Source organism: Leptospira soteropolitanensis (assembly GCF_026151655.1).
GTDB classification, from domain to species: Bacteria; Spirochaetota; Leptospiria; order Leptospirales; family Leptospiraceae; genus Leptospira_A; species Leptospira_A soteropolitanensis.
This window is the reverse complement of the sequence record NZ_JAMQPN010000004.1, coordinates 136159-160631: the sequence shown is the minus strand read 5'-3', so window position 1 is coordinate 160631 and position 24473 is coordinate 136159. Positions and strand designations below refer to the sequence as shown.

General features: G+C 35.5%; 25 protein-coding genes. All 25 read right to left on the bottom strand.

Features of this window, described 5'->3' with window-relative positions; genetic code table 11:
- Nucleotides 1–5 precede the first annotated feature (5 nt).
- Entirely contained in the window at nt 6–1136 is a 1131-nt protein-coding gene (wecB, locus tag ND811_RS11020; protein WP_265352069.1) for a non-hydrolyzing UDP-N-acetylglucosamine 2-epimerase, read from the bottom strand.
- The gene (wbjC, locus tag ND811_RS11015; protein WP_265352070.1) at nt 1133–2242 is read right to left on the bottom strand and encodes a UDP-2-acetamido-2,6-beta-L-arabino-hexul-4-ose reductase; all 1110 of its coding nucleotides are present in this window, start codon (nt 2240–2242) and stop codon (nt 1133–1135) included. The genes wecB and wbjC overlap by 4 nt, the downstream gene beginning before the upstream one ends.
- Before the next feature lie 63 nt (nt 2243–2305).
- Entirely contained in the window at nt 2306–3340 is a 1035-nt protein-coding gene (locus tag ND811_RS11010) for a polysaccharide biosynthesis protein (protein WP_265352071.1), read from the bottom strand.
- Nucleotides 3341–3356: 16 nt separating this feature from the next.
- Nucleotides 3357–4493 (bottom strand): glycosyltransferase, encoded by a 1137-nt coding sequence (locus ND811_RS11005; RefSeq protein WP_265352072.1) that lies wholly within the window; start codon nt 4491–4493, stop codon nt 3357–3359.
- A gap of 27 nt (nt 4494–4520) precedes the next feature.
- The gene (locus tag ND811_RS11000; protein WP_265352073.1) at nt 4521–5414 is read right to left on the bottom strand and encodes a glycosyltransferase family 2 protein; all 894 of its coding nucleotides are present in this window, start codon (nt 5412–5414) and stop codon (nt 4521–4523) included.
- Entirely contained in the window at nt 5399–6166 is a 768-nt protein-coding gene (gene rfbF, locus ND811_RS10995) for a glucose-1-phosphate cytidylyltransferase (protein WP_265352074.1), read from the bottom strand. The genes ND811_RS11000 and rfbF overlap by 16 nt, the downstream gene beginning before the upstream one ends.
- Nucleotides 6163–6624 (bottom strand): dTDP-4-dehydrorhamnose 3,5-epimerase family protein, encoded by a 462-nt coding sequence (locus ND811_RS10990; protein WP_265352075.1) that lies wholly within the window; start codon nt 6622–6624, stop codon nt 6163–6165. The genes rfbF and ND811_RS10990 overlap by 4 nt, the downstream gene beginning before the upstream one ends.
- On the bottom strand, nt 6621–7721 hold the full coding sequence (rfbG, locus tag ND811_RS10985) for a CDP-glucose 4,6-dehydratase (RefSeq protein WP_265352209.1): 1101 nt from the start codon (nt 7719–7721) through the stop codon (nt 6621–6623). The genes ND811_RS10990 and rfbG overlap by 4 nt, the downstream gene beginning before the upstream one ends.
- Nucleotides 7722–7744: 23 nt before the next feature.
- Nucleotides 7745–9568 (bottom strand): hypothetical protein, encoded by a 1824-nt coding sequence (locus ND811_RS10980; protein WP_265352076.1) that lies wholly within the window; start codon nt 9566–9568, stop codon nt 7745–7747.
- A gap of 9 nt (nt 9569–9577) precedes the next feature.
- Entirely contained in the window at nt 9578–10327 is a 750-nt protein-coding gene (locus ND811_RS10975) for a class I SAM-dependent methyltransferase (protein ID WP_265352077.1), read from the bottom strand.
- 3 nt (nt 10328–10330) lie between these two features.
- The gene (locus tag ND811_RS10970; protein ID WP_265352078.1) at nt 10331–11341 is read right to left on the bottom strand and encodes a pyridoxal phosphate-dependent aminotransferase; all 1011 of its coding nucleotides are present in this window, start codon (nt 11339–11341) and stop codon (nt 10331–10333) included.
- A 56-nt stretch (nt 11342–11397) separates the two neighbouring features.
- Nucleotides 11398–12573, bottom strand: a complete 1176-nt coding sequence (locus ND811_RS10965; RefSeq protein WP_265352079.1) for a radical SAM/SPASM domain-containing protein — start codon at nt 12571–12573, stop codon at nt 11398–11400.
- Nucleotides 12574–12578: 5 nt separating this feature from the next.
- The gene (locus ND811_RS10960) at nt 12579–13313 is read right to left on the bottom strand and encodes an acylneuraminate cytidylyltransferase family protein (RefSeq protein ID WP_265352080.1); all 735 of its coding nucleotides are present in this window, start codon (nt 13311–13313) and stop codon (nt 12579–12581) included.
- Nucleotides 13310–13951 carry an HAD family hydrolase gene (locus ND811_RS10955; protein WP_265352081.1) on the bottom strand — a complete coding sequence of 214 codons (642 nt, stop codon included), beginning with the start codon at nt 13949–13951 and terminating at the stop codon, nt 13310–13312. The genes ND811_RS10960 and ND811_RS10955 overlap by 4 nt, the downstream gene beginning before the upstream one ends.
- Nucleotides 13952–13998: 47 nt before the next feature.
- Entirely contained in the window at nt 13999–14877 is an 879-nt protein-coding gene (locus ND811_RS10950; RefSeq protein ID WP_265352082.1) for an NAD-dependent epimerase/dehydratase family protein, read from the bottom strand.
- Complete coding sequence (gene pgl / locus ND811_RS10945; protein ID WP_265352083.1) at nt 14874–15533, bottom strand: 6-phosphogluconolactonase; 660 nt, start codon at nt 15531–15533, stop codon at nt 14874–14876. The genes ND811_RS10950 and pgl overlap by 4 nt, the downstream gene beginning before the upstream one ends.
- Before the next feature lie 8 nt (nt 15534–15541).
- Nucleotides 15542–17296 carry an LIC12162 family transferase gene (locus ND811_RS10940; RefSeq protein ID WP_265352084.1) on the bottom strand — a complete coding sequence of 585 codons (1755 nt, stop codon included), beginning with the start codon at nt 17294–17296 and terminating at the stop codon, nt 15542–15544.
- Between the two features lie 16 nt (nt 17297–17312).
- Complete coding sequence (gene pseI / locus ND811_RS10935; protein WP_265352085.1) at nt 17313–18362, bottom strand: pseudaminic acid synthase; 1050 nt, start codon at nt 18360–18362, stop codon at nt 17313–17315.
- 39 nt (nt 18363–18401) lie between these two features.
- Nucleotides 18402–18863 carry a GNAT family N-acetyltransferase gene (locus ND811_RS10930; protein WP_265352086.1) on the bottom strand — a complete coding sequence of 154 codons (462 nt, stop codon included), beginning with the start codon at nt 18861–18863 and terminating at the stop codon, nt 18402–18404.
- Complete coding sequence (locus ND811_RS10925; protein WP_265352087.1) at nt 18860–19738, bottom strand: glycosyl transferase; 879 nt, start codon at nt 19736–19738, stop codon at nt 18860–18862. Before ND811_RS10925 ends, ND811_RS10930 begins: the two co-directional genes overlap by 4 nt.
- Nucleotides 19739–19740: 2 nt before the next feature.
- Entirely contained in the window at nt 19741–20517 is a 777-nt protein-coding gene (hisF, locus tag ND811_RS10920) for an imidazole glycerol phosphate synthase subunit HisF (RefSeq protein ID WP_265352088.1), read from the bottom strand.
- Nucleotides 20505–21134, bottom strand: a complete 630-nt coding sequence (gene hisH / locus ND811_RS10915; protein WP_015679984.1) for an imidazole glycerol phosphate synthase subunit HisH — start codon at nt 21132–21134, stop codon at nt 20505–20507. Before hisH ends, hisF (ND811_RS10920) begins: the two co-directional genes overlap by 13 nt.
- Nucleotides 21131–22279: an N-acetyl sugar amidotransferase gene (locus ND811_RS10910; RefSeq protein ID WP_015679918.1), complete on the bottom strand. Its 1149-nt coding sequence runs from the start codon at nt 22277–22279 to the stop codon at nt 21131–21133. Before ND811_RS10910 ends, hisH begins: the two co-directional genes overlap by 4 nt.
- A gap of 64 nt (nt 22280–22343) precedes the next feature.
- On the bottom strand, nt 22344–23609 hold the full coding sequence (locus ND811_RS10905) for an N-acetyl sugar amidotransferase (RefSeq protein ID WP_265352089.1): 1266 nt from the start codon (nt 23607–23609) through the stop codon (nt 22344–22346).
- Nucleotides 23606–24472 carry an imidazole glycerol phosphate synthase subunit HisF gene (gene hisF / locus ND811_RS10900; RefSeq protein ID WP_265352090.1) on the bottom strand — a complete coding sequence of 289 codons (867 nt, stop codon included), beginning with the start codon at nt 24470–24472 and terminating at the stop codon, nt 23606–23608. The genes ND811_RS10905 and hisF (ND811_RS10900) overlap by 4 nt, the downstream gene beginning before the upstream one ends.
- Nucleotide 24473 lies beyond the last annotated feature (1 nt).

The following is a 24473-nucleotide window of genomic DNA, read 5'->3' as shown; positions in this document are numbered from 1 at the left end:
GGTAATTAGTATCGTTTCCAAACAATTCGGTTCACATAATCAGTATAACTTAATATAATACGAATGACCTTTGCGGAAACATTGGGCATGGAATAATCTTCCACAAGTCTTGACTGATTTAAGAAGTCTTTACCTTGCATTTCTAACAATGACAGCGCCTGAAGGATCCGTTCTTTATTTAGGCCCACCATCATAACAGCAGCCTCTTCCATTCCTTCTGGCCTTTCATGAGCTTCTCGAATATTTAAAGCAGAAAATTTCAATATGGATGATTCTTCGGTAATGGTTCCACTATCAGAGAGAACTACTTTTGATTCAATTTGAAGTTTATTATAGTCCATAAAACCTAATGGTTTTAATAACAAAATATTTTTGTGAAATTGAATCCCGAAATGATCTATTTTTTTCTGCGTTCGTGGATGAGTTGATACAATCACAGGTAGAGAATAACTCTCTGCAATGGTATTTAAGGTATCAACTAACGAACGAAAGTTTGGTTCGGAATCAATATTTTCCTCTCTGTGTGCAGAGACCAGAAAATACTCATTACTTTTTAAATTCAACTGTTCCAAAATTTTTGAAGAATGAATTTCATTCTTATAATGGTTCAAAACTTCATACATCGGACTTCCGGTTTTGATTACCTGGTCTGGTGGTAAACCTTCGCGTAATAAATATTCCCGGGCGATGGAACTATATGTTAAGTTGATGTCCGATGTATGATCAACAATGCGACGATTGATTTCTTCCGGAACGCGTAAGTCAAAACAACGATTTCCTGCTTCCATATGGAAAATGGGTATTTTACGTCGTTTCGCAGGAATTACAGAAAGACAACTATTGGTATCACCGAGAACAAGTAGAGCATCAGGAGTCTCTTTAGACAATAATTCGTCAAAACGAATAATGATCTTTCCAATAGTTTCTGCTCCAGTGCCACCCGCTGCATCCAAAAAATAATCAGGTTTTCGGATTCCCAAGTCTTGGAAAAAAATTTCATTCAGCTCAAAATCATAATTTTGTCCAGTATGAATGATTTTGTGATCACATACTTCATCGAGGGCAATCATTACTCTCGAAAGTCGAATGATTTCAGGCCTTGTGCCAATGACAGTAAAAACTTTTAACTTTTTCATTTTGTTATTTCAGCCGAAATGGTATCTGGTAGTTCCCGATTAAAAACTTCGTTTGCCCAAAGCATAACGATCAATTCATTTTCACCTATATTCGTTATATCATGGGTCCAACCTGGAATCGTATCAACTATTGTTGGCTCCTTGTCAGTTACCACTAACTCATAATATTCCTTTGTAATCAGATGCTGGAAACGAAACAGCGCCTTACCTCTAATAATTAAAAACTTTTCAGTTTTGGTATGATGATAATGTCTTCCCCGTGTAACACCTGGTAATGCTGAAAAAAAAGAAAACTGGCCAGATTCTTTTGTTTTCAACATCTCAACAAATGAACCTCTTGGATCTTCATATTTAGGTATAGAATAACTACAGGAGGATATCGGTAAAAAGCTAACATAGGTCGAATATAAAGCCCTAATGAATCCTTGGCCTACGTTTTCGATCAATAATTTTTCCCTATTGTCTCGAAAGCTTGTTATTAAATCTGCCAATGTCCCAAGTGTGACGTTATAAATTGGTGTCACTTCAACAAACCCAGTAACTAACTTATTTTCCAAAACATCTAGAAAACTAGCAACCAAATCATCAACAAAACAAAGATTCAACTCTTTATCTCTGTCATTGACAACAATTGGTAAGGACCTTGAAACATTATAACAGAAGGTTGCTACAACAGAGTTATAATTTGGTTTTGAAAATTTCCCAAACAAATTGGGTAACCGGTAGATGTAAACCGATGCGCATGTCCTTTTACTATACTCTAAAATAAAGTCTTCACCTTGTTTCTTTGAAATTCCATACGGATTTGTAAGTAATGCTTGAATCGAAGAGGAAAAAACTATGGGGGTTCTTTTGTTCAAGTCCTCCAAGTGACTAACAATTTGTTTTGTTAAATCAGCGTTGCCGATGTTAAATTCATTCTCTGATAAAGGTCGATTCACGCCCGCTAAATGAAAAATAAAATCTGCCCTTCCTAAAAAATCATATAACTCACTTTCTGTTGTTTTTTTATTGTGCAACAGTATCTCATGATTCTTATTTTGAGATATATGGATACGAAGGTTTGATGCAACAAATCCATCCGCTCCTGTAATGAGTATTTTCATTTAAATAGTTAATCCTAGGGACATTTAGCAAAATTTAGTTTCGAAATCATAACGAAAAAAAGCTTAATCCCAAGTTTCCGCCTCTTTCCCATCCAGAATGTCTCGTATAAACGAAAGTTTTAGTAATAGAGCTTTCATTTCTTCCAAATTGAGTCTGTTTGTGTTATGAGAATTATAATCTTCCGTGATGGAAATTTTTCCTTCCCCCTTCTCTACGAATTTATCGTAGTTCAAATCCCGTAGATCAGGAGGAACTCTGAAATAATCGCCCATGTCTTCTGCAGAAGTGATTTCTTCCCGACTAAGAAGTGTTTCATACAATTTTTCACCATGTCTTGTGCCAATTGTTTTTATGGGATGATCTTTTTTGTTAAAAAGATCAAGGATTGCTTTTGCTAAAATTTCTATTGTCGCTGCCGGAGATTTTTGAACAAAGATATCTCCATTGTTTCCGTTTTCAAATGCATATAAGACAAGTTCGACAGCGTCATCCAAAGTCATCATAAAGCGAGTCATATTCGGATCGGTTATCGTAAATGCCTGTTTCTTTAAAAGTTGGTCGATAAAAAGCGGGATCACAGAACCACGAGATGCCATCACATTTCCATACCTGGTTCCACAAACAATCATACGAGCTTCATCGAAATTTCTTGTTTTAGCCACCATTACTTTTTCCATCATGGCCTTCGAAATTCCCATAGCATTAATGGGGTAAACTGCCTTATCTGTGCTTAAACAAATTACCTTTTTGACACCAAGATCATAGGCTACCTGCAAAACATTTTCTGTTCCCATCACATTTGTTTTAAATGCTTCCATAGGGAAAAATTCACAGGATGGAACCTGCTTCAAAGCAGCTGCATGAAAAATATAATCTACCCCTGAAAAAGCACCTGTCAAAGAAGATGCATCTCGCACGTCTCCTAAAAAAAACTTAATCTTGGGATTATTGTATTTCTTTCGTAGATCATCCTGTTTTTTTTCATCGCGACTAAAAATCCGGATCTCTTTAATCTCTGAACTTAAAAATCGATTGAGAACTGCTTTCCCGAAAGAACCAGTTCCACCTGTAATGAGTAGTGTTTTATTATTAAACAAGCGGGAATCCTCTTTGTTAAAATTCTCTATATACTTTCATAAAATATGAGAACGTAAGTTTTTGTGTGTTTTTCCAAGTAAAAGCAAGTGATTTCTGGTATGCTATTTCTGCCATCTCGCCCAGTCTTTCCTTGCTCTTCAAAACTAAATCTATTTTTTTTACTAAATCCGTAGCATTTGTCGGGTCAAAATATTCCCCAGCTTCCCCTAAAATTTCTGGCATGGGGCCCATCTTTGAACTCAAAATCGGAAGAGACGACCTCATGGCTTCCATGAGAATCATTGGCATGTTTTCACAAGAAGATGCATAAATAAATAGATCGGCATCTTTGTATTCCTTATGAATCTCTTCATAGCCAATGTTTAACTTATGATTTACAAATTCTCTTTTTGGATCATACTTTTCTAAAGATGCCTTGAGTAGATTCCCAGCCATTGTATCCACCACATTTCCCACGAGAGTCAGTTTTAGATCATAACCCATATCGCGAAGAGAGGAAATAGCTTCTACGACTTTCCATTGGTGTTTGTACATTCCAATAAAGGAAACATACAACAAATCAAAACTATCCTTTTTAGCCAATGTTTTTGGTTTATGCGCAGATTCTGAAAACCTATCATTGATTCCGTGGGGTATCACAACAGATTTATCCGGGTTTAGCCGTAACTTTTTGGTGATTGTGTTCTTTGCATATTCGGTCAGAAACAAAATCGATTTAGATCTGATAAAGCTATAAGATTGGAGGAAAAAAAGAAAAAATAACCTTAAAAAACCTGAAGAAAAACCATACCTAGCCATTTCTCGCCATTCATATAACAGCATATTTTGACTCATTGATATGACAGGAACAGAATAACTTCCTAAAAAAATTCCACCTGGAACAAAAACAAGGTCAATTGCATTCTCTTTAAATTCATCCTTAGAATAAAGGAGCTGCCAGATAAATCTTTTTAGTTTACCTGAATTTAAAAATGGATTTGTTTTTTTGATTACTATAGTAGAGTCAGGAATGAGTTTTAAGGTATTTTCGCTTGACCATATAACGATTTTTGAAATTTCTTTCGTGGCAATCTCAGGTTGATTCAAAAGTTCACGAAGATGATTGAGGCCACCTCCATCGACTATATTCGAAGCTTCAATTGCAAGATTCATGAATTTCAATAAAGTAAATTGTTTTAGTTACTTTCTTAATGTAGCAAGTAACAACATAATGGTTACCTTTAAAGTCATCGCAAAGTTACCGAGCGAAAAACATTTTTTTAAAGCAATGATGGAATCAGCATATTTTTCTTTTTTAAACAAGTATCTTGCGTGAACATAACGTATATTTCGCTCTACAATTTTCCGATCTTTATCACTAAGAGTTTCTAAGAACTGATCCATAGCATATCGTATCGAAACAGACATATCCCTCTGTGATTCGCCGCCAGGATGAATCAAATAGGCACCTAAACTTTTTGGTAAATATTTAAATTTTTCGGTAACGCTGGCAACTTTTAGCCAAGTGTTGTAATCTACCGATGGATTAATATTCATATCCTCGCTTATATATCCTATCTTTTCAAGGATACTTTTTCTCACCATTACTGATGAATTCGCGATTACATTTCCACCAACCAACAAATTTCTTAAAATTGGTGAATTCAACACTTTACCTTTAATTACACTTGGAGCTTTTTTGTCCGAGTCTCTACTTTCAACAATATCTAAATCATGATATATGATATCCGTAGCATCACTTATCTCTTTTAAAGAATCGGACAATTTTGTAGGATACCACCAATCATCAGAATCCAGAAAAGCTATCCAATCACCTTTAGAATTTTTAATACCTAAATTTCTGGATTTACCAATTGACCCGTTATTGTTAATTTTTAGAATTCTGATTCTTTTTTCATCAAATTCTTTAATAACAGAATCCGTTTGATCAGTTGAATTATTATCTACAATGACAAGCTCCCAGTTGTTATAATCTTGCGCAATTACCGATTGGATAGCTTTCTTTATTTCAAAAGCTCTGTTATACGTTGGTATAACTACCGATACAAAAGGAACACCTATGTTTTTATCCATGGTGCCCCTGCTTTCCATAGTTCTTCTAGGTAATCGCGATCGCGTTTTGTGTCCATACATTGCCAAAATCCGTCATGCTGGAAGGCCATTAATTCGCCTTTTTTTGCTGCCAATTCAAGTGGATCTTTTTCTAAAAGAGTTTGATCTCCTTCAATTAAATCAAAAAAATCCGGATTTATTACAAAATATCCACCATTGATCCATCCTTGATTTGTTTGTGGTTTTTCCTGAAAACTCTTAACAAGCGAATCGTGAATCTCCAGTTCACCAAACCGAGCGCTGGGATGGACAGCCGTTACTGTTACCATTTTACCGTGGCTTTTATGAAATTTAACAAGTTCTGCAATATTAACATTTGATAACCCATCTCCATAAGTTAACATAAATGTTTGATTTCCAATATATTCCTTTAACCTTTTGACCCTTCCGCCTGTCAGTGTCTTAAGACCTGTATCAACTAATGTTACCTTCCAATCTAAAGCTTCAGAAATATTTAAAAAATCGATTTCTCCATTCTTCAAATTTACTGTAAAATCAGAACTTAACTTATAATAATTTAAAAAATAATCCTTTACTAATTCAGCCTTATATCCTAAGGCAAGAACAAAGTCCTTATACCCGTGAAAGGAATATGACTTCATAATGTGCCATAACATCGGCTTATTTCCGATAGTAACCATTGGTTTCGGAATTACATCGGTATATTCAGCAAGTCGAGTTCCAAATCCGCCAGCAAGAATGATAGTTTTCAAATAAATCTCCTTAAATCAGGCAATAGTTCATCGCCAATTTCTCTGTTATCCGCTTCCGAAGGATCATGTTCTAAATCGCATATATTAAGAATCGCACTCAATTCCTCTGATCCAGAGAAAGCTACCCAAAGTCCAGGTCCAATCGTAAGCCTTTTATAATTTCCTAATGAAATAACAATCTTTGCTAGAAATCCATATGACTTAGATGTAGGTCTATCATCATAAGCAAAAAGAACCACTTCTCCAAAAGCCAATACTAAATTTAATGTTGCCTGATTGTGCCTCTTCCATCCTTTAATTTCTCCATTTTTTATAGTAGAGAAATATGCCTCACCAAAACCAGTGAAACTTGAATCACTTTTTTTCATCGCATGTCTTACGTCTCCCTTTAAGCCTTTAATTATACTTAAGGAAGTTACAGTAATATCCTGCATTTCTTCAAAATCTTTAAAAATCATAGAGAAGTAACCCAAGGAATACTTTTACTCATAGCATTATCACAATACTCTCTAATTTGCCTTAAGAAAAAATCGCTTACATTACCTTTGTCCTCGATAAAACTTTTATATCCTTGGGACGTCATTTTTATCGTTGTAGTAAAATCCCAAGTAGCCTTCCATCCGAAATAAAAGAGAGCTTTATCACAGTTTAACTTCAACAACCCGGATTCATATGGTCCACGATAAACAGTCGATATATCCTGAAATTCAACTTGCTCCCAATATTGACTCATCTCCCTTACTAGTTCGATTACCGAATGATTATTCTCTGCTGGAGGACCAAAATTAAAAGCCTCACCATGAACCTTTTCATCAGATGCTAAAGCAATTGCTAAATTTAAATAACCACTTAATGGTTCTAAAACATGTTGCCAGGGTCTAGTTGCATTAGGATTTCTAAGTTGAACAACCTCACCTTTCGACCACGCAGTCACGACATCAGGAACAATTCGATCGAGAGCCCAATCACCACCACCTATTACATTTCCTGCCCTAGCGATACCTATTTTAATATTCGAATCCTTACCTGAAAAAAAAGATTTAATGTAAGACTTAATTACTAATTCTGCGGCGCCCTTAGAAGCGCTATAAGGATCAGCACCGCCCAAAGCATCGTTTTCACGATATCCCCAAATCCATTCCACGTTGTCATATGCTTTGTCACTTGTGATCATTACTACATTACAAGGTTTATCATACTCTCTCAAAGCTTCGAGTACATTCGCGGTACCCATAACATTCGAGGAATAGGTTAATAGCGGATCACTGTAAGATAATCTAACTAAAGGCTGAGCTGCCAGGTGAAACAAAAAATCAGGTTTTTCCTGCAAAATTACATTTTTTAATGCAACTGAATCCCTGATGTCAATTCGAATATCCAATATATCTTTTGTTAAATTTAATGCTTCAAAATTAGATGGGTTAGTTGGTATCCCATTGGAAACGCCAACAACCTTTGCACCGAGACTAAGCAACCACAAGCTTAACCAAGATCCTTTAAAACCTGTATGCCCAGTAACAATGACTTTCTTATCTTTGAATGTTGATTTTGTTATCATAAAACTTTCTTAAAATAAAATTATATAAGAAACATATCCTTTAATTTTTTTTCGTCGGTATTAATCCCTGTATACAAACTATTCAATACAGCCTTAATTTCTTTCTCTAGATCAACAGGATTCATAGAATCTAAATATAAAAAATGATCCTTTAATTTTTCACCGCTTACTGAATGTAGTATTCTATGTTTTTCTGAAAGAAAATCGAGTCCATTCCAATCAAAATCCAATAATCGACGCACAGGAATGGGAATACAGCCAGCAAGAACAGCATCAATGATACTAGCGGAAGCCATTACTGCAGCAAACTTACTCTCGAATAGATCATCATATAAGTCTCGTTTTGAAACTTTCCAATGTTCAGGAATCTTCAAATTCGCAATCTTTTTTTCCAAAACTTCCATTGGCAATAAAGGATGTGTTCTTAAGATAACCTGAATTCCTTTCTCTACAAAGTAGGAGTCTAATTTGGAAAAATAAGTTAGGATTTCAACACTTGCTCCAATATCCATAGACAGAAGAATCGCAAGTTGTTCCTTTCTCTTATGTAACAATCCTTCCTGTGAGGCAAATTTCTGACGTAACGATGGACCACTAATAATTCGTTTCTTATCAATTGGCTTTTGTAGGTATCTAGAAGTTTCAATTGATCCATTTGTTATGATAAAATCGGGGAAATGTTTATAATATTCTTCTCCCTCAAATAGATGGTAACCCCAAAAATCATTTGATACTAAACTATGATGGTATCCTATTTGCAAAAAATCCAAACCTTTTTGCGATCTGAAATAAAAGGGTATCACCTTCTCAAAAGGCATATTCTCAAAATGATCGTACGAACGTATAAGTTTTGCGCTAGGAAACGACTCTTTAAGTGCAAAGTAATATTTATAAAAAGAATTTAAATTTGGCGAAGAGCGAAAATGTAACCAAAACTCTCGATCAAGTAAAGCAGTAACATTCAAACCATCAAATTTTGTTCTTTTTAACAAACTAAAACTTGAAAAGATACTACGCATAAACGAAGAAAGATAATCAAATAAGCCTAAATAATCTTCTGGAATCCAGGAACCACTTTCACGAAGTTTCGCAAATGTCACTTGAAGAGGAATTCTTTTTACTGAAAAAAGCCACGGAATCCTTACAATGTTTTTTCCTTTGCTTTCTAAATAATCAAGAAGACTCGTAAAGTAATTACATGTAAGTTTGCCATCAGAAAGTATATTCTTTTCCGTTAAACAAAGGTGAAATAACAATACTTCTTTATCATTCGAAAAATCTCTCTTTTGATTTCTAGTTAACTTGGCCTGCCAAGAATACTTGAATTGATTTCTGACTTGTCTACCTAATTGAAATAAAAAATAGGCAATCGAATATACAACTTCAAACAACTGATCCAAGAAGTAAGCAAAGAAAGGAAAACCAACTTTTACTTTCTTTGTTTTAAGTGACTGGCTAAGTGATTTTGCTAAAAAACAATCCTCACAAACAACGACGAGTTCATTAGTAGATTCAACGTTATACTTTAATATAAATTGAATGATTGCGGATAATTGTACAACAGATAGAAAAAAAGGACTCTCTAAGTTATTCCTGCCCGCAAGTTGGGTCATTTCCCAGGACAACGAATTTTTATTTAGCAATCCAAGTTCTTTAACAAACTTTAAAACTTTCGGAATTAAATATTCTTTTTGAAATTGAATGCTCTCAGCTAGAGAAAGTGCCACCCAGTTCGTTTGCGACTGAACTATTTGGAAAAATTGGATGTTAGATCCAAAATAAAGCCAGGGTGCTTGGATATTTGTTGAACCAAACTTAGGATATAGAAGAATTTTTACTTTCAAAACCTGATTCTAAGTACAATTGGAGCGAAATAAATCAAGAGGGAGCTTTAATGACATCTCAAAGTCTGAACCCTCATTAAACCTTTTCTTTCTAATAGCAAATGCCGAAAAACATAAAGATTCATATACAGTTTTAGCAGATTTTGAAGGTTGACCCCAATAACCGTTTGCCTTTAACTCAATGGGGTCAAGAGAAGCTAACTTGCCTAACAAATCATTTACATTTAAAACTACGTAAGGCGCAATTTCTCCCTCAAATTTTCCTTCAAAATTAATATACTGATATGACTTCTTTATATCATCAACTGTAGAAGCATTCGTTAGGCGAAATGTAGAAATAAAAACCCCACCATCCTTAACTAAATTCCAAGCGGATCCCAAAGTTTGATCAAAATTTAAATTCCAATCGATACAACTCAATGAAACGACTAAATCAAATTTGCGAGATTTGATACTTTCATTTTGTAAATTGAAGATATCATCAACATAAAGATTTGCATGAGGTTGCAATGACTTACCAAGTTCAATCGCTTCATTTTGAATATCGATTCCCGTGTAATCTTCCACACCAAACCTTTCCTTAAGGGCTATCCCAAGTCCTCCGCAACCACACCCAAGGTCTAAAACAGAAATATTATTATCGACTATAGAATTTTCAAAAATAGCCTTTTCCGAATTATAGAAATCATCCCATTTAATTCGATTCTTGGAATAGAACTCTGCGATATTTTTTGAAGTATATTTAATGCTTTCACTCATCAGTTAAGAGCCTACAATTTCATTTAAACTATTCTCAAGGATCATCATCTGCTCTTTGGGACCAATAGTTAATCTAAGGAAATTTTCATATCCCTTAAAGGGCAAACCTCCCCTAACTAAGAGAGAATTCTTTTCGAATATTTTTACGGCAGAATCTTTTTTACCGCCAAAATTTACATGGATAAAATTTGTATCAGTTGGTATATAAGACAGTCCTAATCGATCCAAAACACCAGTCAGATAAGATAATCCATCCCTGGTTGACTTTATATATTCGGTAACTATGCCAGGATTTTCTAATAAATAATCGGCAAATAGTAACGAAACAGATGTCACTTCATACATTGGCCTAAATTTATACATTTTTGAGATTAATGATTCATTAGAATACAAATAGCCTATCCTTAAGCCCGCTAGTCCAAAAGCCTTAGAAAAGGTTCTGGCAATAATCAAATTATCATATTCTTTCAAAAAAGGTTCGGCCGTTGTATCAGAAAACCCAAAATAAGCTTCATCAATTAATATCGGAACATTAAATTGCTTTGCTCTGCTTATAATTTGTTGAATCGAATTGGAAGGGAGTGAATTCCCGGTAGGGCTATTAGGATTTGCGATGATTACCAATGAAGTTTTATCAGAAATTGAACTAGTAATATCATAAACTTGGATAGATAGATCATTAGCATAGGTAATTATCTTTTTATTCGTTTTCCATAAAGTTGCATATATATCTACCATTGCAAAAGTAGGTGATAAAAAAACAATTTCATCTCCCTCATTTACAAATGTATCAAAACAATACCGAATTCCACCATCTGCACCAGTTGTGATTAAAAAATTCTCTGGTTTCGCATTATGATATTTACTTAGTTTCAAATAAAGAGGCTCTGTTTCCGGATATGCAGTTATTAAATCTGAATCGATTTTATTTTTTAAAAATTCTAACACATCCGCTGGAAAACGATTTATCCGTTCATTTTTATCTAATCTTAACTTTCCTAGACGAGTAATCAACTCACCTCGTAATCGATATACGGCATCAATGTGTTTTCGATATTTCGTTAGCATTTTTATACTACCGCACACCCTTTACAAGGATTCACAATTTGCCGATTTCCAGATTTATGAGCAGCACGGAGTCCCTCGTATCTTTCCATTCGCCATAATTCCGATATGGATTTTTCCGGAAATTTCCCCATTTGTAAAGTCGATCGGTAATCACTATCACATGGATTCGTTAATCCGTCTTGCCAGATAAACATTCTACGAAATAGATCCGAACAAGCTTTTGTTTGTCCATTGGGTTTTGCTTCGTAGATATTTTCCCAAGGATTGTAATTAACAAACGCTACTTGGTCTACAAGATTCCCCCAAACTTTCTCCATAGAATCCATATCCTGTTTTTCAGTTACTTTTACACCTGACACTCTTGTGATGATCGGAACTGAAGAATATTCTTTCTGCCTTATATTTTGAAACATTTCTATATTTTTCAGAACCTTATCAAGTTTACCATTCACTCGTAGCTGACTGTACAATGGTTCCTCTGCAGCATCGGCGGAAAATACTACCGTTTTTACTCCACCCGCAAGTAGAGCATGAACTTTTGACTCTGTTAACAAAGAGGCATTGGTATTTACTTTCAGATTTAAAAATTTACCTTTCGCATATATAAGCATCCCTTCTATTTCTTTTGCCAGTAAAGGTTCCCCTCGGGAAGCGAGTGAAAGAAATTCTATATTATTTGAAGCTTGATCGACAATCTCTTTAAAAAGTTCCAAACTCATTTGGCCCATACCGGGGGTTGTTTTTTTAAAGAAATTGGTATCTGTTTGGTAACAGAACACACAACGATAATTGCAAATAGAAGATGGTTCAATTTGCAAATAAGGAGGATAATGATCTAACATCTCTAATTGCGGAAATACATCATATCTGTATCTATGATAGAAGAAACGAAGAAGTTCTTCATCACTATAAGTATACATCTCCTCCGCGATAAAAGGAGTAATTTTAAATAAAACTTCCTCAGATGTAGAGGTTAAATCAGATAAAACCCGATTTAAAGTATCCTTAAAATTTTCCTTATCTTGAACGGGATGGTTAGTTACAAGAGTTCCCTGTGACCATTCGTTTAAGACACGAACGGCTCTACCCTTTTGGTAATCTATGATTCCTATTTTATGACTTTTAAAATCCTGGAAACTGTGATGTTTCTTATAAACTTTTGGATCAATTTCTTTCATACAAGTTACCTAAACTCACCGTATTTTTTTAACCACCACTCGACCACTGGGATTTGCCATTCATAGTCAACATCGCAGCCGGCCTCTTGATAAAGAGGTAAAATTTTCTGTCCCATCCACTTTTGCGGAAGCATTCCATCTTCCAATTGAAGTAAATTTTTGGGACGAACAATGGAAACTCCCATATCTGCAAATAAAACATCTCCTTGCGAATCCCGATCACAATTTAAAGTTTTAGGGTCTCCAAAAGTTTCAAAGGGAACGAATGGCTGAAGAAAACCATTCGTATCCTTTTTACGAGCACGCAGTGGTGACCACATATTGTATTTTGATACGGTAACCGCAGAATCTGCGTCTTTATTTTCCCGTAATTGTTTAATGCCTTCAGATATAGTATCAGAAGTAACTGTGGCTGCATTACAAAAGAGTAATACAACTAATTCAATCGTCTGCCCAGGATTCCTTTCCTGAATCACCGAGAATCCATGTTGATAAGCATGTTCACCTAATGCTTCTTTGGTTGCAAGGTGAGGTGGCCGATCAATTACCTCAACCCCCTCTGCGATTGCCAAATTTTTTAGGTCTGGATCGTCAGTAGACAAATAGACCTTATCGATCTCTTTGGTCCGTTTCGCAATATTCATTGGGTACCAGGCCAATGGTTTTCCCATAATGGGAAATGTATTTTTACCTGGGAAACCAATACTACCTTTTCTTCCGAGAAGCAATGCTACGATCATATAAAACCTACAAAATCCTTTAATTTATTTCCTGAGTATTGAACTGAAAAATCACTATTATTTGTTTCCCGAAGGAGAAACTGGATACCCGTTTCGTTAGCAGCCAACCAATCTGTTTTACTATCCCCGATTAAAATAGAGTCTTCCTTTTGGATATAGTGGTTTTGTAATGTCCACTGGATTGCATTCGGTTTTTTCGTGGGTGCCCCGAAAATATGATCAAAGAGTGAGACAATTTCCAATTGAAGTAAAATTTCTTCGATTTCTTTTTGTGGTGTTCCGGTAACAATAACAAACTTTTGATGATCTAGCTTTTGCTTTAACAATTGTTCTACCCCAGGAACCCAAGGAGAAGAAATTACTTTTTGAACCACTAAATTCGCAAACTGATCTAAATACTGACTGATCACCTGGTCCGTCGGATATATACCAACCCAATCCAAATAGAGCGGAATTTTCTCCAATCGAGAGATCCCTCCATATTCTAAATGGTGTGATTTAATTTGCTCTAAAATATTTTTAGGTGCCTTTGGAAACAAGGCAAGATAAGCATCTGTTTTTACATCGACCGAATCTTTAATGACTCCATCAAAATCCCAAAAGATGAGTTTGAATTCTTTTAAACTAATTATAGCCAAGGTTTAATCATTTACGATCATCTAGATCCAAAAGAAATAAAACAAATTTAGTTTCCTAATTTTGACGAATTCTTGATTTCATCAATCAATTGCAGTAACCCCTGACCAAGATCCACATGCATGGGAGGAATGTATTTTCTTCCTAACTTTGGTTGGTAAGCATAAGGAGTTCTCACATAATGCCCTACTTGATCACCTTCTAAAAATTCTACGGAATCGGGCCTTCCTAGGATTTCTGCGAGCATCTTAAGTAGATCGATAACTCTCATAGGTTCTTGCCCTGTTAAAACAACACTTTGGTTTTTAAACTCATCTCCCATTGCAACAACACTTGCCCGAGCTGCGTCCTCCACATGGATGTATTCTCTTAAACTGTCAGCACTCCCCTCATATGTAATCCGACCTGTTTCTAAAGCAGATTTTACAATACGATAAAGACCATTTGAATCATCAGATCTTGGTCCATACAAGGACCCATACCTTAGAATCGTAAAATCCAAACCAAAAGACTTTTGGTATTCCTCGATATAACTTTCTGATGCTTGTTTACTGCACCTGTAGAATCCACCTTCACGGCTATATACATACACAGTACTTGCGTATAGGAAGCGTTTGATCTTATGTTTTCTACAAGCTTCTAAAATATAAGTATTTCCAAGTACATTGATACGAATTGTATCCACTGGCTTATCTAAAGCTTGGTTCAAATCTGCAAGTGCTGCAAAATTGTAAACGATATCAAATCCAGATACTATTTCGGAAACAATCTTTTCATCCAATAGATCGCCAGAAACAAACTTCTGATCCGAACGCAACCAAGGAGATTTTACCAAATCAAAAATAGTTACCTCATGACCTGCATCGCTCAATGCGTCTGCTACATGAGATCCAAGAAAACCTGACCCACCAAAAACTAATACCTTCATTGATTTTCCGTTAAATATAATATTTCTGTGGTTTTCAATCCTTTCACTTTTGTTGCAGGAAGATCATCTCCCTTTAGAACTCTATCTACAATTCTTTGTTTTGAGTCCCCTGAAACTAGAAACAAAATATGATCGGATTGATTGATTCTTTTAATGGAAAGAGATACTCTACTAGAAGGTGGTTTCGTTGAATTAAAAACAGGTATTGCATTTGGAGCCGATTCAGATTCTCCTAAATCATTTCCAGGAAATAAACTTGCAGTATGCCCATCTTCACCAATACCTAGAATTGCTAAATGAAACACAGAAACATCCATTATGTGTGTTTCATATTCTTTGAACATTTCTCCTGGATTGTCCGAAGAGAAAGAATGAAATTTTGACAACTTTAATATACTAGATCCCAAAGCTTCTTTGACCATCGTTTCATTTCGATCCGAATGGCCCTTGGGATAAGATCGCTCATCAGCTAACCAAAAATTAACTTTTGTCCAAGGAACATTCAAATCTGCAAATTTTCTGTAAATGGGAAGCGGCGTATTTCCACCGGAAAGCAGAATGTGAATTTTCTCTTCCTTATCGTATTGAATCAAATAAGATTCAATTTTCTCTAAAATAGATTTTAAACTAAACTTAAATAATGTTGGATTTCCCACTGGCAATACTAACTTTTACTTTCTATAATTAGCTGATTAAAAAACTTACTCCAACGGAATAACCAATTATTTGAGAGACCACCCAACGCAACTTCATTAAATTTCTCGCGCGCTATTTTAACTGAATCGCTTTCCCACCAGCTATCAAGATCGTCCCAAACGGAGGATACATGATTGGCAGCCAAAATTGGATCAGTAAAAATGATTTTATTCAATTTCAAAATTTCTAGCAATTCATCAGCAACCGGATCAATTTCGAAAAAATCCATTAAGAGAAGTATTGTTGGCCTGCCCGATGCCATCGCCTCTGAAAAAGTTGTTTGCGGGTAAGTGCAAACGATAAATCGAGAATCCGAATAGATATGTTGATATGATTTACTTAAAGAAATTTTTTCCCTGCCAAATATATCGGTATAACGACTTTTCGTATCCCAACCCTGATTTGGGTAAGGCCAAATCTGTAAATCCTTACTCACGGTATCACTTAACGAGTTACAAAAAGTCACAGTAGTATCAAAATGATCTATCACAAGGCTTGACATCGGAGCCGCTTCTGCTCGGTAAGAATAACGAAGCAACTCCATCCCTATCATAGTGCAGTATCGTCCACGTCTCGAAATTCTTTTTTCGATAATCTTATTCGGCGGCAATTGTCTTTGTTTCAGGTTTGCTGCTTTAAACCAAGTAACCATACAATCCGAAATGTCTTCCTCGTGATTAAACATAGACATTTTCGGTGGGATTGATCCTCCATGCGAAGAAATTACCAACTTCGTATTTTCTTTGCTAGTCTGTGCCATCCACAGTTTGAAAGGTTCATGCCAAAAATGAGCATTGGCAGTAAAAATAAATTTAGGCTGGTACTTGATTTTCCTCACTGCATAATACAAATCCGAAAATGATTCCAAATAAGATTGAGGAATTTCTTTAAGAATATCATTCAAAACGAAAACTTCAAATGAATTCTTCGGATCAAAAGGAATACTCTCTAACCTAAACAAAGACTTCTCATGAGCGCCAATCTCAAATTCAAATTCGCTGGCATAAGAACGTGGCAATTGGTTGAGAAAAAAATTCAAAAGGTAAAAATTTTTTCTGTTAAAATAAGAATGAAAAAACAGGACTTTCTTAGTTTTCGAATCAAATAAGGATCCTATTTTATCAACCAGGTTTACTAGCTTCTGCTTTAATCCGACTTTCTTTAATTCTCGATATGATTGCTCTTGAAATACAAATAATTCTACTATCGACAAAGGATTAATTTTTTCTTTATATTGAAACAAAAGTATTTCTTGATATTTACGGAAATTCCAAAGATCGCTTCCGATAAACTGCATAAACTCTGAATAGTTGCTCGGCTCAGCAAAATTCAAAGAATTTAAACTCACAGCAGTATGATAGCTATCTTCTTTTTGAAAAGCTATACGCAAATTTTCCCAACGGTCCCAAATGGCAGAAACATATGTCAATAGCCAAGGACCAATCAGAATACGCCAAAATTTTTCTTCTTCTTCTAGTCCGTGCCAAATGTTTAATTTTTGAACCAAAGCAATTAAGATTCTCTCATAGAACTCTTTTAAATAATCGTGATCTATTCTTAGCTTAGACCTATCTCTCCAATGATAAGGAATAACCTCAAAATTTAATTTTTCCCACTCACGCTTTCGATGATATAATTTACACCACTCTCCGAGAAAGACCACAGAAGAATCACCAAACCAAGTACTCTCCAAGGCTGTTGTTATTAATACTTTTTTACTCATTAAAATTGCAAAATAATCAAATCCTCAGCAAATCCCAACTAACAGGCGTTCCTCTGGCAATATCAACGTTGACTTTTTTCCCAATGACATCCATTTCAAATTTAGGAGGTAGGCCAAATCCGGGCCGAATCCTTCTGATATGTTTTTGCTCTATTACTTGACCAGCTTTTAGATCTTCTACAAAATACAAAGATCGTCTAAATTTGGCATTGGCCTCTTCGGCTGGTTTTCTTTCATACCCTGCTTGACCTAAAGAAAGCCATGCATCCTTTGTATCACGGCAAAGTAATTTCAACTCCTCAGGTGTAATGGAAAACTCAGAATCTGGCCCTTTTTCTGCCCTATCCAAAATAAAATGTTTCTCAATGACAGTGGCACCTAAGACTACGGAGGCGATAGAGGCTGTATTTGTGAGTGTATGGTCAGACAAACCTATCTGCACTCCAAATTTCTTTCGCATATCTGGAATCGTAAGAAGATTCGATTGATCCACAGGAGCAGGATAACTACTGATACAATGTAACAATATCAAATCCTTACATCCGGCCGTTTTGGCAGCATCTACCATTTCTTCAATTTCATTCAAGTTGGCCATACCAGTGGACATGATCATTGGCTTTTTGGTAGAGGCGATGTAACGAATGAGAGGTATGTCAGTTGCTTCGAATGAGGCAACCTTATAAGCAGGTGCATTTAAATCTTCAAGTAAATCAACGGCAGTCTCATCAAAAGGCGTCGAAAACAAAGTAATCCCTATTTTTTTTGCATAGTCGAAGATCTCCTTATGCCACTCAAATGGAGTCTCCGCCCACTTATAGAGATCGTATAACTTATATCCATCCCAAAGTCCGCCATGAATTTGAAAATCATCCTTATCGCAATCAATAGTCATTGTGTCAGCAGTGTACGTTTGAATTTTAATCGCGTCAGCACCTGCTTCTTTTGCAAAACGAATGGTTTCTAAAGCACGTTCTATTTTACCGTTATGGTTTGCAGATAGTTCAGCAATGATATACGGTGGTTGATTCATTCCTATTTCACGTTTATCGATAATGATGGTATTCATATATTTTACCTTGGTAAATTTTGTGAGACTAATAAGCGTCTATAATATAGTTTTTTCAAATTTCAGGCTAACATCTGATTCTGAAACTAACTGAAATTCGTTTTTTAAAAATGCTCTCTGTGACGCTATATTGTCTTTCTTTACAAAACCAACACAAAGTAAAGGTGTCGGCATTTTCGTTACTAAGTAATCAATTCCCTTTGCAATTAAATCTTTGCCTAACGAATTTCCACGAAATTTTTTATCTATCAAAAAGCTGATTAAAAAAAAATCTTCATCTATATTTTTATCAAACCGAATCTGACCTGCACTTGATCCATCAACCTCGAAGATTAAAATCAATGAATTAGGGTTTTTTAATTTTTGTAAAAACCAACTTGTATGTTCCGGCCATTCGATTTTTTCGCTATGAAAGGAAGCATTTCTTACTTCTGGTTCATTGGCCCAATCAAATACAAGTTTACAGTCATCTTCTGTGGCTGGCCTAACAACTAGATTCAAAGGAATTCTCCAATCCTTTCCAATTGGTCTTTTTTAATTTCTCGCACACCCTGGAATTCAACAAATCCTTTAATATTATTTTTTTGGTTTTCAGCTGTTTCAATCACTATCATAGGAACACCGCAGCGATCTAATTCGTAAGTGGTTTGTCCGCCAGCAGTGATAGCAAAATCGACATTTAACATTAGCTCACACATCTTCTCTGCATTTAAGTTTTTATAGAAATAAGTTTTCTGATCTGACAAATTTTTCAGCTCAAGCGCATTTATAAAACCAGGGCCAATCACTAAATGTTTTTCTATTTTTGGAAATTTATTAACCAATATTTCTAAAATTTTCGTAGAGAGTTTATTTGGATCCGAACCACCGAGAGTGATTAGAATTTTTTCAGGCGGTTTCTTTTTCTGTTGAATGGATAAAACTGTCCGGAATGGTTTTCGCAAAAGGACTTGGTCCTTACCGGTAACTATCTTATATTTTTCTTTATCATATCCTAAAAAGAGGCCAGGGTAACCTGGATTCAAGATTGTCGATCCAGCCGGATAGTTGAGACGATTGTCATCATCTATACAAATTAGCTCTAAACAATAAGACTTAAGAATATTATATATATTCAAAGGAGCTAAATAGGAATCTACATAGAAAATCTGGCCTTTATCAGGAAGGTTTTCAAGGAAACCATTCAGATCTGTTTCACTAGTCCAAACCTTCTTTAAAATTTTACATGGAAAATCCCAATTCGGAAAACTTTCATCAGTATGGACGACCAACCGAACATTTTTTCCATTCTCTATTAATTTTTCTGCAAGAGCAGTACAGCGACCTAAGTGTCCAAGCCCAGTAGAGACCAGTGCTTCCGTAAATATAAGTATCAATATTAGGAAATTCCGATTTCGAAGTTTTTACGTACGGAAACACCTGCTTTGTACAAATATTTCTTTGCCTCTGCTGGTGTTTGGTCCGTGAATTGAAATATACTTGCGGCAGCAACGGCAGAAGCTTTCCCAATTAGGATAGCATCCACCATATCTTGATAATTACCCGCACCGCCAGAAGCAATGACAGGAATCTTTACATTAGATGTAACTAAACTGATTAACTCTAAATCGTAACCTTCCATTGAACCATCGCGGTCAATAGACGTTAATAGGATCTCACCAGCACCCCTGGATTCTAATTCCTTAACCCAATCGATAACTTTTCGACCAGTATTTTTGGTTCCAGAATGACTATAACACAAATATCCATCAGGACTATGTTTTACATCGACCGAGGCGACTACACACTGAGAACCAAATTTTTTAGCTGATTCTTCAATGATACGAGGGTTAGTGTATGCAGAAGAATTTATACTAACTTTATCTGCACCATAACGCAAAACTTTCGTTATATCTTCAACAGATTGAATTCCGCCACCTACAGTGAACGGAACATAAGACTCATTAGAAACACCTTCTAAAGTATCGAAGTCGGGCGATTGGCCAGAGACACTTGCCGAGATATCATTTAGAATTAACTCATCCACATCTCTTGCATTAAAAACTTTAATAGCAGGAAGTAATGATCCAATTCTTCTCCAACTATTAAAGCCAACTCCCTTCACCAGACCCAAATCTTTCCAAAGTAACGTTGGAATAATTCTTACTTTGACCATTCTTTTTGCTCTAAAAAATTAAGTAACAACTGTCTTCCCGCTTTGGAACTTTTCTCTGGATGAAATTGAACTCCCATAACATTTCCATTTCGAACTGAAGAAGGAAAATGAATTCCATACAAACATGTTGAGGTTATATTTTCTGGTTTTTCACAATTAAATACAAAGCTATGTACAAAGTAAAAATCAGTTTGATCGGGAATTTTAGCAAACAAAGGATCAGAATGCTTTTCTTCAATCTCATTCCATCCAACATGGGGAATCCGCTCAGAACATCCTAGTTTGTCAAATCGCTCTACTCGACCTGGAATCAAACCTAACCCCTCGTGACCACCACCTTCTTCACCAAAAGTGGCTAACATCTGCATACCAAGACAAATTCCAAGTAAGGCATTTTTATCTTCTAATACATATCGATGAAGTTCGGAATTCCAACCTTCTTCTTTTAGCCTCGACATTCCATCAAAGAAAGAACCTACTCCAGGAAGAATCACTCTTGCGCAGTCCCAAATATCTTTTGGATGGTTTAATATTTTGCAAGTGAATCCAATATCTTCGACCGCTTTGACTACGGAACCTAGATTTCCCATTCCATAGTTAATTACTCCAACTTTCATACGTTATCGTAGTTAACTTTTGTTAGATTTCCGTATTTGTCCCTTAAAAGCTCACCACTAGAATCTTTAACAAAAATTTTCTTATTTGTGAACCTATCACATATTTTTTGAAACTCAGGAAGTGAAACGTCGATTCTTTCCAACATTTTTTCTAACGGTTTGCCTAAATATGTCCAAGGAAATTTTCCGTCTCTTTTTCTAACTACTTCCATTCCATCTTTTCGAGTAATTCTACCTCGTCGGATATGTAAAGATGCTTGGTCTGTTGCTCTAGCAAATCCATACTTTAAAAATTTAAAATAATCGTGAATGCCGTGCAAATTGTTATCTAAATTTTCATAATCAACCATAGAGCCTTCACAAGGTTCGCCATATGAATGGAACCCATTCGCTTGCGCAATCAAAACATTCGCTAATCCATCCCAAGGAAGATAGTGTCCTAAAAATAATCCAGTAACACCAACTCGTTTTAATTCTTCATCTGTTGGGTACTGATATGGAATTAAATTTCTTTCACTAATACCATATGTAGCAGATAAGTCAGATACTCTTAAACCTAACAATCCTCCGAACTCCTCCAACCATCTCCGAGTTAAAACATTATTTTCCGCAGCTGCTGCAGGACCACCATACTCATTTTGTGAATTTTCACCCCATACTACCAAAGGAATATTAAATTGCACGGCAGCACGTACGGGAATTGTAAAAATACCAACATGCTCTGGCCAAGCGATATCGCCTACCTCAGTTAGCCCGATTTTATTCAATTGCGCACGAACAATTGGATTTGGAGAAAATTCAACCAGGTCGACGCCTAATTTTTTAATATTTTCTATGTTTTTCCGACCAATATCAGATAAATCACAGGTCGTTGCGGTAACACAAAGGGGAGTTAGACCTAATTGTAACATTCTTACAACTTGATAAGTACTATCTTTACCACCACTCACTGGAATAATACAATCCCAATTAGATCCTTTACTTCGATATTTATCAACTATGATATCAAGTTCTTTCCTTCTAGCTACCCAATCTACTTCTACCCGTTTTTCATAGGATCTACACGCATTGCAGACTCCTTCTTCGTCAATATGTAGGTCTGGCTTTGTGTGGGGCATTACGCATCGAATACAATATTTTATCATTTCCTAGTCCTCTAAATACACTTACAATTATATAACTTTTGATAAATGGATCAAAGCTGATAGATTAATTACCAGGCCAACCTTTACCTATAAGAATGTAATGATCGTCTTTGTAATCCGGTCTTTTATTTTTTGATATTCTAAACTCACAACGATCCTCGACACGTTCCAATTTGACTTTATCGATTAATCGTTCACTTAATGATTCACTAAAAAATGGATCTGGGTTTTTTAATTCCCACTCCCAATTGTCGTTGCGGAACCAAATTTTCGGATTTCTATGTTGATCAAGAATAAAGTTAAATCCTGTCTCCGTCATACCAATCCAATCTAAAAAAAGTTTAAGTTGTTTAGGTGATTCTTTAGCATATTTCTTTATTAAAACGATTCCTTCTTCCCTGCTCAATCTTCTTAATCGGATTTCTCGACAAACATGATCCGTTATCTTCCCATAACCATGTTTCAGGAATTTAATATAGTCATGAACATCTGAATAATTAAAACAATCGACATCATTGTATGTATCAAACGTCCGCGTTTGCTCTGCACTTTCATAACAATACAAACCAATCATTTTTTCATGTTGAGCCTTACTATCCCATCGAATATAATTATTTAAATATATTCCCCTAACTCCAATCCGCTCAATTTCCTTATCATGAGGATATGCATATTGAACGATATCTGCCTCTTCAATACTATCAAAATCATCTACTAGATCTTCAGCTTCATATCCCATCAAATCATGTTCTTTTCTATATTTGCGGGTCATTTCCACCTCATCGAAATGGGAATACATACCTACTTGATCGATACCTTGATGAGCACCCCAAATGATTAATGGAATTTTAAATTTTACAGCTACCTGTACAGGATAAACGGTTTGTCCTGCAATACAATGCCAATAGATACTACCTAACTTTCTTAAAGTTGCTCTTGTAATCTTTTTAACTGTATCTGGATTTACAGTAAGCGTCATTATATCACAATTAAACTGAACTCTTAAATTTGCTAGGTTCCGAATACCGCGATCCGTATTATACTGCTTATTATAAGTTACAAGCAGAGGATTTAACCCAAGAACGTTTTTAACGGTATGAACTATAAAATAAGAATCTCTAGCCCCACTAACAGGAACTATGCAGTCATAGTTATTCCCAGACTGGTTTCGATAAGCGTCCGTTATTACTTTTAGCTTTTCAAATCTTGATTTCCAATTAATTGTATCCTTTTCCTCATGAACTCGACATCCACTACAAACCCCTTCCTCATCAAAGGTAATATTTAATGGATGCAAATCAGAATAGAGACAACGATTGCATATTTTCATATAACTTCTTTCTCGATACGTAGAAACAGCATTTCTTCCAAATCGCGATCAGCTTTTTTTGCCAACCTAAGATCTGAATCAAATTTCGAGTCAATATAATCTGCGTAAGTTTCCAAACGTATATTTTCTTTTTTTGATACTACTGATTTTGTTATGTTTACACTATGTTCAGTAAAATGGAAAAAATTACCTGCTGCGGCTGCCGAAACATTTGATTTCTCAAAAACCGTTTCAATATCTTTTCCATTTTTTGCGCCGCCGCAGCATATCACAGGAATATTCACTGCATCACTAATGCTGCAGATGAGTTCAATATCATATCCTTTGTAAGATCCATCTCTGTCCACTGAATTCAGAAAAATTTCACCTGCGCCACTATCTGATAATTTTTTTGCGAAGTCTATTGGCGATTCTGTAGTTGATTTTTTATTGATATAATCGTAGACTTTGTATCCATTTTCAGTTTTGACAACATCAACTGATGCCACGACACATTGATTTCCATACAAGGAAGCTATTTTTGAAATCAATTTGATATCATTTAATGAGGCTTGGTTGACCGAAACCTTGTCTGCACCCGCATTCATTAATTCACTTACTTGACTTGTGTTCCGGATTCCTCCGCCAACGGTTAATGGCACATAACATTTTCTAGCCGATTTTCGAATCAAATCATAATTAGGTGATAAATTCTCTTTAGATGCTGATATATCTAAATAAATAATCTCATCAATTCCCCAAGATGTTAAAAATTCCAATGCGATTTCAGGTCTTCCAATCGGTAAAAACTTTCTAAAACCAATACTTTGGACAACGACTCCATCTTTAACCAGTATAACTGCAATAATTCTTTTCTTTAACATA